At 44.8% G+C, this 10856-nt stretch carries 11 protein-coding genes; 2 read left to right on the top strand and 9 right to left on the bottom strand.

Features of this window, described 5'->3' with window-relative positions:
• From A1D16_RS03090 to A1D16_RS03065, 6 genes are all read right to left on the bottom strand, one after another.
• On the bottom strand, window positions 1-299 hold a 299-nt coding region (locus A1D16_RS03090), incomplete at its 3' end, for a PepSY-associated TM helix domain-containing protein (protein WP_290707714.1).
• 14 nt (window positions 300-313) lie between these two features.
• The gene (locus A1D16_RS03085; RefSeq protein ID WP_290707712.1) at window positions 314-1333 is read right to left on the bottom strand and encodes a TonB-dependent receptor; all 1020 of its coding nucleotides are present in this window, start codon (window positions 1331-1333) and stop codon (window positions 314-316) included.
• On the bottom strand, window positions 1330-2661 hold the full coding sequence (locus A1D16_RS03080; protein ID WP_290707709.1) for a carboxypeptidase-like regulatory domain-containing protein: 1332 nt from the start codon (window positions 2659-2661) through the stop codon (window positions 1330-1332). The genes A1D16_RS03085 and A1D16_RS03080 overlap by 4 nt, the downstream gene beginning before the upstream one ends.
• 109 nt (window positions 2662-2770) lie before the next feature.
• Window positions 2771-3460, bottom strand: coding sequence for a (d)CMP kinase (gene cmk / locus A1D16_RS03075; RefSeq protein ID WP_290707707.1), 690 nt, complete (start codon window positions 3458-3460; stop codon window positions 2771-2773).
• Window positions 3461-3492: 32 nt separating this feature from the next.
• On the bottom strand, window positions 3493-3981 hold the full coding sequence (locus A1D16_RS03070) for a DUF1648 domain-containing protein (protein ID WP_290707704.1): 489 nt from the start codon (window positions 3979-3981) through the stop codon (window positions 3493-3495).
• Window positions 3982-4048: 67 nt separating this feature from the next.
• Entirely contained in the window at window positions 4049-6580 is a 2532-nt protein-coding gene (locus tag A1D16_RS03065; protein WP_290707702.1) for an ATP-dependent Clp protease ATP-binding subunit, read from the bottom strand.
• Window positions 6581-6686: 106 nt separating this feature from the next.
• Between A1D16_RS03065 and A1D16_RS03060 the strand changes: the two genes are divergently transcribed.
• Window positions 6687-7082, top strand: a complete 396-nt coding sequence (locus A1D16_RS03060; protein ID WP_290707700.1) for an STAS domain-containing protein — start codon at window positions 6687-6689, stop codon at window positions 7080-7082.
• 3 nt (window positions 7083-7085) lie between these two features.
• On the top strand, window positions 7086-7985 hold the full coding sequence (locus A1D16_RS03055) for a ribonuclease Z (RefSeq protein WP_290707698.1): 900 nt from the start codon (window positions 7086-7088) through the stop codon (window positions 7983-7985).
• A 12-nt stretch (window positions 7986-7997) separates the two neighbouring features.
• Here the strand turns inward: A1D16_RS03055 and A1D16_RS03050 are convergent, their stop codons facing one another.
• From A1D16_RS03050 to A1D16_RS03040, 3 genes are read right to left on the bottom strand one after another with little or no spacing between them, the layout of a single operon-like run.
• Window positions 7998-8819: an alpha/beta hydrolase-fold protein gene (locus A1D16_RS03050; RefSeq protein ID WP_290707696.1), complete on the bottom strand. Its 822-nt coding sequence runs from the start codon at window positions 8817-8819 to the stop codon at window positions 7998-8000.
• Window positions 8819-9706 (bottom strand): 4-hydroxy-tetrahydrodipicolinate synthase, encoded by an 888-nt coding sequence (gene dapA, locus A1D16_RS03045; RefSeq protein WP_290707694.1) that lies wholly within the window; start codon window positions 9704-9706, stop codon window positions 8819-8821. Before dapA ends, A1D16_RS03050 begins: the two co-directional genes overlap by 1 nt.
• Before the next feature lie 36 nt (window positions 9707-9742).
• Window positions 9743-10723, bottom strand: coding sequence for an acetyl-CoA carboxylase carboxyltransferase subunit alpha (locus A1D16_RS03040; RefSeq protein ID WP_290707692.1), 981 nt, complete (start codon window positions 10721-10723; stop codon window positions 9743-9745).
• Between the last annotated feature and the right edge of the window lie 133 nt (window positions 10724-10856).

Here is a 10856-nt window from a genome sequence, read left to right as displayed (position 1 = left end):
CTATAGGCCACCGTATCATAATAAGCAGCAAATGCCGCTTTATCCGGACCGGCATATTCTAAACCTACCACCGGTTTGCCATTTAAATATTTTGCCGCAATCGCTTTTAACTGCGATGGCGGCAAATAAGGCTTATCCTGTTTTTCAACAAACTGGTACGGTTCAGTCAGGTTTCTGATCTCTTTTTCAAATGCCAGTATACATCCGGTTATGCCCAGGAAAACAACCAGTATACCCGACGTCAGGCCTAGCCAAAGATGTAGTTTCCCAATCCATTTTTTTACTACGGTATTGCCCATATAACAACAAAGAATTAAAATTTATATCCAACGGTGAACCGTACATTGGTTCCTGGTTCTGCCTGCCAGTAAAAATAATTGGCGTAAGGCGCTCCTGAATATAAATACTTGTTCAAAATATTATTTACGACCAGGTTCAAGCCAATATTCTTTCGCTGATACGAAATACTTCCATCCAGGCGGAAATAATCTGGCAAACTGTTTTCTGTACCATCAAAAACAAACCAGGGCGACCGCTTGGCCTGGTATTGGTAGCCGAGGGAAATTCCGAAACCGGCCAATTTACCACGGTCGAGGCGGTAATTCAACCAGGAGTTCTGGATATGACGGCTGGATCCTGCAACCTGTGTACCAATTGCTGCTTTCTCCGGGTGATCAGTTACTTTTGCTTCCGTAAATGCATAATTGATAATTACATCCAGTCCTTTCACCAACTGTCCTTTGATATCCACTTCCACTCCTTTGGTTTCCTGTTTCGTTTCCGTGTTGAAAAACCCACCTGCCGGGTTGGGCTTATTCGGATCAGCAGCTAATACATTATCTCTGTTAATCTGATAAACAGTTACCGCTGAGTTCCATTTTCCATTCAACCAATCTCTCTTAATACCAACTTCCATATTGGTGCCGGTTACAGGATCAAATACCCTTCCAGCCTCATCTACGCCATAGTTTTCCATAAATGACTGGTCTAGCAAAGCATAGACAGCGGTATTGGCATCAATGGAATAACTAAGACCCACCCGCGGTGTAAATTTGCTGCGCTTAAAATCACCCGAATACACATCGCCCGTTTTTAGCTGGGTTATTCTACCGGCCAGGGTTAAACGTAGTTTATCTTCCCAGAAACCGATTTCATCCTGCAGGTAATAACCGGTATAACCATTGTAATAACGCACCCCTCTTTCACGAATATTTTTACTACGGTCTACTTCCAGTATAGTGCCTTGTCCGTAAACGGGTTTGTATACATTAAACGTAGGCAGCCCCAGCATAGCATATTGGTTCCAGTCGTGAAAATATTCTTTGTTGCTCATATCCAGACCAGCCAGAAATTTATGGCTGACAGATCCGGTTGTTCCTGCCCGTTTATGAATAACTGTCCCATTTTGCTGGTACCCAATACATCCCAGCTGCTCATAGAACGCTGCAGTAAACTGTCATTATTGGGATCGAACCCTGCGGCCCACAAAGAGGCGCCTTCCTGGTTGTAGTTGAAATATGCTGCCTGTGCGGTCAGTTTCCAGTTATCGTTCAATTTGTGGTCAAAGATAGCCAGCAGGCTCCGGTCGAGCATTTTGGTAGCCGGCATCCTGGCTTCTGCCAGGGTCATGTTTCGGGGCTGATCAGCGTAGCCTCTTTTGGAAAACAGGTAGTTGGAGCCAATCAGGTTTACTTCAGAAAACTGGTGTGTATATTCCAGTGTTACTGAGGTGCGGTCGTCTATCAGGTATTTGAGTACCGGTACAATAGAATACCGGTTATTGAAATCAAACTGCCGATGCGATCCTTTCATCTGTCCCATTACATTGATGCGGTACAACAGTTTTCCATTTTCGGTCAGTTTGCCATCCAGATCGGCGGTAGCGCGGTAGAGGTCAAAACTTCCCAGGCTCATGCTTACTTCGCCTTTATTACGACCACTGGGTTTTTTGGTAACGACATTGTAAAAGCCGGCAGGGTCGCCATTGGATAACATAAAGCCAGCCGGACCTTTAACAAATTCAATCCGTTCCACCATGCTGATATCTTCCGTCAGCGGTCCCCAGGTGGTGGAAACATTCATTCCGTTTCTGAATGCCCCCACATTACTACCGCGCATTGTTATACGCGCATAGTTATCCCAGTGTTCCACTCTCGAAGCGCCGCTCACGTTGCGGGTAACACCTTCCAGCATATCGAAAATCTGCTGATCATTAATTAGTTTGGAAGTAACAACCTGAATATTCTGGGGTGTTTCCAGCAGGCTGCTGCCCAGGCGAAGCGAGTTTGATACCCGGTTGGTTTTAAAACTGTTTTTATTACCGATTACAACTACCTCGCTGAGTTCCCGATCAGACAGGGTCAATTCAAAATCTACCGTACTTGTTTTTCCGGCTTCCAATTGAATGCTGCGGGAAAGATCCTGGTAACTAACCAGGCTTACCAGGATGGTATAGTTTCCTTCAGGAAGATTGGTGAATATGAAATTACCGCTATTATCGGCAGTTACGGTTTGATGAACCGGTTCCAGCACTACGGTAACGCCTTCTGCCGCTTTTTTGTCTGAGGTAGTGATTTTTCCTTTTATGATGCCACTACCGGTTTGCGCAAATACTCCTAAAAAATTGACTATCAACAAAAATACCAGCACTATATGTCTCATCTTCGTTCTTATGTTTTTATAAGGCGCGAAGTTAGAAGGCGGTAAAAATTTTCATTTACGCGATGAGGAAAAGCATTTACGAGATCGGGAAAAACAGCAAAAATGGATTTTAGGCCAGTAGTCTTTCCTTTACCCAGGATAAGGCAATCTCTAATTGCTGCTCCATGGTAAGTTTGGAGTTATCCAAAACAAGGGCATCCGAAGCCTGGCGCAGCGGGCTTACTTCCCGGTTGCTGTCAATATAATCCCGCATTTCGAGGTTATTTTTGACTTCTTCTATTGTAACATTAGGATTCTTTTCATAGAGCTCCCGGAATCTTCTTTCTACCCGAACCGTATTGTCGGCTGTCATAAATATCTTGAGTTCCGCCTGGGGAAAAACAACGGTCCCAATATCGCGCCCATCCATTACTATTCCTTTTTTCTTTCCCATTGCCTGTTGCTGAGCCACGGCAAAGTTCCGCACTTCTCGGATAGCTGCAATTTCGCTTACCTTTTCAGCTACCACCAAATCACGGATCACGTATTCCACATTTTCATCGTTCAGGTACATTTCCGTTTGCTGGCTATGTTCATTAAACCGAAAGTCGAGTTGAATATTGGACAACGCTTCGTTAACCTCCTCGGTAGCGGTCCAGTCAATATGATTTCTCAAAAAATAAAGCGTAATGGCACGGTACATAGCACCACTGTCAATATATACATAGTTCAATTCCTTCGCCAACTGTTTTGCAACGGTACTTTTACCACAACTGCTCCAGCCGTCGATGGTGATGATGATTTTTTTTCTGCCAGACATAGGGCAAAGATAGGGAATGGGAAACTGCTATTTTATCGCTTTCTTTTGTCCAATACCATCTCAACAAAAGGATAAACAACTATAATACCCGTTAAAATAAACACCAGGTAAAACTCAGCAGGCGACGATCCATTTTTAGCCGAATAAATCATAAATACTTCTATCACCAGGAATAAAAGGGCACATAAAACCGAAATCACTTTTACTATCCTTGCTTCAGTAAGCGGGCTCAATTGAACCGATCTGGAGAAGGAAACCGACCTGAACCGGGTATTCAGCGGACCCGTCATCAATAAAATTGCCAGTGTAAAACTTGCCACTGCTGGCAGTAAAAAAACAGTGGCTTTATTACTATAACCGTCCACTACTCCTTTTGCATTAAAATGAGAAGGAATTGTATCCGGTAATTGCGGGTATTCAATCAGCGCCAGTATCCAGTTGGTCAGCAGCAGGATGATGGAAGCTGCTGTCAGAATGGTAAAATAAACGGGCTTTTCAGGATTTAGTTTAGCTGCACACATAACCGACAATTTACAAAAAAAGGCCACCGTTCAGGTAGCCTTTTTATTAGAATTTACTTAGAATTTTTCAGGTCGCTGATTTTTCCTTTTTGGGTGAAGACTCGCGGATAGTAAACACGATTTTATTGTTTTCCTTATCCAGGTCTGCAATCAGAATATCGCCCTGTTTAATTGTCATATTCAGGATTTCTTCTGCCAGCGGATCTTCCAGGTATTTCTGGAGTGCCCGGTGCAGGGGTCTTGCGCCAAACTGTGAATCGTATCCTTTTTCAGCTATGAAGTTTTTCGCTTCTTCTGTTAGTTCCAGCGTAAAACCAAGACTGTTCAGGCGTTTTAATACACCTTTCAAAAGAATATCAATTATCTGGAAGATATGTGATTTTTCAAGTGAATTGAAAATGATCACATCATCAATCCTGTTCAGGAATTCCGGAGAAAAGGTCCGTTTCAGCGCTTTCTCAATTACGGCTTTGTTGTTTTCATCAGAGCTGGCGGATCTTGCGGCGGTGGCAAAACCTACGCCATCTCCAAAGTCTTTCAACTGGCGCACTCCAATATTGGAGGTCATAATGATCATACTGTTCTTAAAGTCAACTTTACGACCCAGTCCGTCTGTCAACTGACCATCATCCAATACCTGCAACAAAATGTTGTAGATATCGGGGTGTGCTTTTTCAATTTCATCCAACAGAATAACGCTGTAGGGTTTGCGACGCACTTTCTCTGTCAACTGACCACCTTCTTCGTAGCCCACATAACCCGGAGGAGCCCCGATCAACCGGCTGATGGTAAATTTTTCCATGTATTCACTCATATCAATCCGGATCAATGCGTCTTCACTATCGAACATGTAACGGGCCAGTGAACGGGCTAACTCTGTTTTACCCACGCCGGTAGGGCCAAGGAAAATAAAGGTACCAACAGGTTTTTTAGGATCCTTCAATCCAACCCGGTTCCGTTGTATGGCTTTAACCACTTTAGAAATTGCTTCTTCCTGGCCAATTACCATACCACGCATGTCCTCGCCCATTTTTTTCAGCTTCTCACTTTCTGCCTGCACCATGCGTTTAACCGGGATCCCCGTCATCATACTTACCACTTCTGCAATATCCTCTTCTTCTATGGGGTAGCGCTTGTGTTTGCTTTCTTCTTCCCACTGCGCTTTCGCTTTTTCCAGGTCTTCCTGTAGCCGTTTTTCAGTATCGCGCAGAGAAGCTGCTTCTTCAAATTTCTGGCTTTTAACGACCCGGTTTTTTTCATTCTTCACATCCTCGATCTTTTTTTCCAGGTCAAGGATTTCATCCGGCACGTTAATATTTTTCAGATGTACCCGCGCGCCAACTTCATCTAATACATCAATAGCTTTGTCGGGAAGCAGCCGATCGGTCATATACCGGTCGCTCAGCTTAACACAGGCATCAATCGCATCCGCTGAATAATTAACGTTGTGGTATTCTTCGTATTTCGATTTAATATTATTGAGTATCATAACGGTTTCTTCCACACTTGGCGGATCTACCATTACTTTTTGGAACCGCCGATCCAATGCGCCGTCTTTCTCAATGTACATACGGTATTCGTCCAAAGTGGAAGCGCCGATACATTGCAATTCACCTCTGGCTAAAGCGGGTTTAAAAATATTGGAGGCGTCCAGTGAACCGCTGGCTCCACCTGCACCCACTATAGTGTGAATTTCATCAATGAAGAGAATAACATCCCTGTTTTTCTCCAGTTCATTCATAATGGCTTTCATGCGCTCTTCGAATTGTCCACGGTATTTGGTACCGGCTACCAGCGCTGCAAGATCGAGCGAGATAACCCGCTTATCAAAAAGTACCCTGGATACTTTGCGCTGAACAATACGAAGGGCAAGGCCTTCCACGATGGCTGTTTTACCAACGCCCGGCTCTCCTATGAGGATGGGATTGTTCTTTTTACGGCGACTAAGAATCTGCGAAACACGTTCAATTTCTTCTTCCCGACCCACAATCGGATCGAGCGAACCGGATTCTGCCAGCCGGGTTATATCCCTGCCGAAATTATCCAATACGGGTGTTTTGCTTTTAGTAGTGCCAGCTTGTTTGGCTTTCTGCTGACTGTATTTTTTTTCTTCATCAAAATCGTCGTCGTTTTCGTCGGGATATTCACTACGCACATCATTGCTTTTCACTACTCCCAGTTCATTTCGGAATAAATCGTAGTCCACGTCAAACTGATTTAAGATTTGTGTAGCAATATTTTCTTTGTTCTTCAGAATCGATAACATCAGGTGTTCTGTTTCAACCGTCGGACTTTTAAGTGCCTTCGCTTCCAGAACTGTTACCCTGATCACCTTCTCTGCTTGTTTGGTTAATGGCAAACTGTTGATATTGGCAATATTTTTTCCGGTTTTATCCTTTACTGCCAATTCCACTTCTTTGCGCAATTCATACAGGTCCACATTGAAACTCTTGAGTATACGGACAGCGGTGTTGTCACCTTCTCTTATCAGCCCAAGCAACAGGTGCTCCGTACCGATAAAATCATTACCCAACCTCAACGCCTCCTCCCTGCTGAACGAGATAATCTCCTTAACCTGGGCTGAAAAATTGTTGTCCATTTTATAAGTAGTTGTGTGTTATACAATAATAACGAATATTTTTGAGTTTAGGTTTGCTTCACCGCTACCCTAATAACGTTAAAATCCACGCTAAATTTTAAACTTTATGCAGGTCAAAATTGATACCAAGGAGAAATTTCATGTCATTACGATCCTTGAACCTAAATTGACTGCTAATATGACAGCAGAAATCCATTCCGGTTTATCAAACTACCTGCAAAATGACGTTAAAAACGTGGTTTTGAACCTCAACCAGGTAGAAGCAGTAGAAATGCCGGCCATGGAGACCCTTATTAAAGTGCAGCAGTCTTATTATGAAAACAACGCTTCCTTTGTAGTTTGTGAAATACAACCAGCGGTGGAACAGTACCTGGATGAACAGCAATTACTCGAAATACTAAGTGCTACCCCTACCGAATCGGAAGCCTGGGATATTGTACAAATGGAAGAAATTGAGCGGGAATTGCTCGACGACGATGAACCTCTATTCAACAACGATTAAGCTATGATGGCTGTTACCATATTGGGCAATAACTCCGCCCTTCCTGCATTTGACCGGCATCCCACGGCACAGATAGTGACCCTGGATGAACAACTGTTCCTGGTTGATTGCGGGGAAGGCACCCAAATGCAAATGGCCAAATACAAGATAAGAAGAGCTAAGATCCAGCACATTTTCATTTCTCACCTGCACGGCGATCATTATTTCGGGTTGATCGGTTTGCTAACCAGTATGGGATTGCTGGGAAGAGAGCAGGACCTGCACCTTTATGCACCGGCAGATCTTTTAACCATTATAGAACTGCAACTAAAAGTGGCGGATACAACCTTACCATATACGCTTCATTTCCACCCACTCGCTAGTGGTAAGTTGGTAGAAAACGATAAGTTCAGGGTTACGGCTTTTGCCACCAGCCACCGGATTCCCTGTTGGGGATTTCGGTTTGATCAGGTTAAAGCACCCCGCAAAATAAATCCGGAGAAAGCGATTCAGCAGGGCGTACCTGCGGCGTTTTACGATCGGCTTAAATGGGGCGAAGATTATGAAACAAAAACCGGGCAACTGATTGCCAATGAGTGGGTAACCGATGCTGCCCCGGCGCCACATTCCTATGCATATTCTGCAGATACCTGTTACAATGAAAACCTGGTGGAAATGGTGAAAGGAGTAGACCTGCTCTATCATGAAACCACCTACCTGAAAGATCTGGCAGACCGGGCTGCCAAGCGTTTTCACTGCACCACCCACGAGGCAGCTACTATTGCTCAAAAAGCCGGTGTAGGCCGATTATTGATCGGGCATTTTAGCTCCAAATACGAAAAGCTGCACCAATTCGAAGAAGAAGCCAAAGAAATATTTGAAAATACCCAACTGGCCATTGAAGGCACCACTTATCGCATTTAAGTCTGTGCCGGGCTATTTCTTTTTTTCCAGGTTCCAGCTTAAATAGCGGGGAAGTTCGGATCGCCAGGCGGCTTCGGTGTGCTCTCCAACAGGCGAAATCCGCTTCACGAGGGAAGATGGCGGAAGAATCGGCTCCAGGGTAGCCATAATTTTTTCCATATCACTCACCATTCCGGGTGATTCTTTTTTGCCGGCATAGAAATAGTATTGCTGCCTGGCATGCCGGCGTTTACGAAGGGTGGCGACGCTCAACTGTTCGAGCCCTGGTGAAATCCAGAAAGATGGCGAGAATACCCCTATTTTTCCAAACTCCTGGGGATACCAGAGGCCGGCATAATAGGCAATAAGTCCGCCCATGGAAGCGCCTGCAATTCCAGTATACTTTGCCTGTTTTTTTGTGCGGTAATGCTGGTCGATATAGGGTTTTAGTTCCTTCACCAGAAATTCCAGGTAGGCCCTGCCCTCTCCTTTACCGAACCGCTCGTGGTCCATGGGATTGTACTCATTCATGCGATGTACACCACCATTATCAATGCCTACTACAATTAACGGGAGGCGGCTTCGGTCTAGTTCCTCGTCCACGCCCCATTCTCCTGCAAAAGAAGTTACTGCGTCAAAAAGGTTTTGTCCGTCCTGCATATAGAGTACCGGGTAGCGTTGCCGGCTGCTGGTGTAGTCGGCAGGCAGGTAAATCCAGATACGTCTTTCCCGACCAAGTGATTTGATCGGGAAAGCGGTATCAATTATCTGAACCTGGGAGCTGGCTGTTGAAAATTGGGCATTTGTTTGAATGCTGCTTACCAGGCCAATAGCTCCGAGGAGAAGAGATCGCATCAGGAAAGCTGTTTGAGGTATGCCGCTACTTTTTGTTGAGATTCATGGGTAAGCGGCACCATTGGCAAACGAAGTGTATTTTGGATAAGCCCCAATTCAGCCAAAAATCCTTTTACTCCGGCAGGATTATTCTCTGCAAAAAGCAGGCTATAGGCTTCCAGCAACTGATCATTGAGTGCTTTTGCTTTGGCGAAATCGAATGCCAGCCCTGCATTCACCATTTGTGTAAAAAGTTTAGGCAGGCAGTTAGCGGCTACGCTGATAACACCGTCCATGCCGCAGGCAAGTTGGGGTAATACCAGGTCATCATCCCCACTTACTATCAGGAAATGATCGGGGCGGCCTTTGAGCATCTGCATACACTGTACCAGATTATTAGCAGCTTCTTTAATGCCTGCAATGTTGGGCACTTCATGTGCCAGGCGCAGGGTGGTAGAAGCTTCCATATTTCTTCCTGTTCTACCAGGAACATTGTAAAGAATAATGGGCTTGGGCGATGCGCCGGCCAATACTTTATAATGCTGGAAAATTCCTTCCTGGGTTGGCTTATTATAATAAGGGCAGGCGCTGAGAACGGCCGCAGCTTTGTCGAGCGGCAAACCGGCCAGGTCCTTTACCAGTTCGTAGGTATTATTGCCCCCCACCCCCACTACTACGGGGGCACGATTACCTACTTTTTCATAGGTAAACAGGATGATGTCTTTTTTTTCTTCTTTTGAAAGGGTTGGCGTTTCGCCGGTTGTTCCAAGAGTTACTATATAGTTGACGCCATTGTTCAATTGAAAGTTAATCAGGTTTTCGAGGGCTGTATAGTCTACCTCACCGGAAGCTGTAAAAGGGGTTACAATAGCTACACCGGTACCACGAAGAGAATGTCTGAGATCCATTTGGAAAAAATATAAGATTGGTTGTTAAAGTATGATTTAAACTGGTAATTCATCCCAGAAGCCCATTTTATTGAACTTCTCGATGCGCAAACGCACCCGCTCTTCTGCGGGCACCTGTTTCAGCTCTTTCAGTGTTTCAATCAATACTTCTTTGAGGTTAGCGGCAGATTGGTCATAATCCCAATGCGCCCCACCTTCCGGTTCGGGTACAATGCGGTCTACCAGTCCGAAGCGATGCATATGGTCTGGGGTAAGTTTAAGTTCTTCGGCTGCTTTTTCTTTTTGGGCCCAGGAGCGCCAAAGAATGGAGGAACAGTTTTCCGGCGATATAACGGTATACCAGGAGTTCTGCAGCATAAAAACACGATCGCCTACACCAATGCCGAGTGCTCCACCTGAGGCGCCTTCTCCAATTACCACGCAAATAACCGGCACTTTGAGCCGCATCATTTCATAAATATTCCGTGCAATGGCTTCTCCCTGTCCGCGTTCTTCTGCTTCCAGTCCGGGGTAAGCGCCAGGGGTATCAATTAAGGTTACAATGGGTTTATTAAATTTTTCTGCCAGTCGCATGAGGCGAAGGGCTTTGCGATAACCTTCCGGGTTGGCCATTCCGAAATTGCGAAGCTGCCGCATTTTGGTATTGATCCCTTTTTGCTGACCAATAAACATAACCGTTTCTCCTTCCAATTGTGCAAATCCACCGACCATGGCTTTATCGTCCCGAACATTGCGATCACCGTGCAATTCAACAAAATTGGTGGTCATTTTTTCAATGTATTTCAGGGTATAGGGACGGTCTGGGTGACGGCTAAGCTGAACTTTCTGCCAGCTGGTGAGGTTTTCAGTTATTTCCCGGCGTTTATCGATTACCTGTTTTTCGAGGTCTGCGATTAAGCCGGAAACATCCACTTTGCTGTTTTTTTCGGCCATTTGCCTGGTCTTCTCTATATCGTCGAACAGGTCTTTGATTGGTTTTTCAAAATCAAGGAACTGTCTGTTTTTGTTCTCTGGCATACTATCAGTTGTGGTGTAAAATTAAGGGTTGAAATTTTTTTTGGAAAAGTTTGTTTTGAAAATAGTTTTCCCATTATCTTTGCAATCCCAATTCGGAACAACGGGTTGTAAAACGCAGAGTTTCAGATTGTTG

This window comes from Flavihumibacter sp. CACIAM 22H1 (assembly GCF_001601815.1).
GTDB lineage: Bacteria > Bacteroidota > Bacteroidia > Chitinophagales > Chitinophagaceae > Flavihumibacter.
The sequence above is the reverse complement of the archived record's forward strand: the minus strand, read 5'-3'. Positions and strand labels throughout refer to the sequence as shown.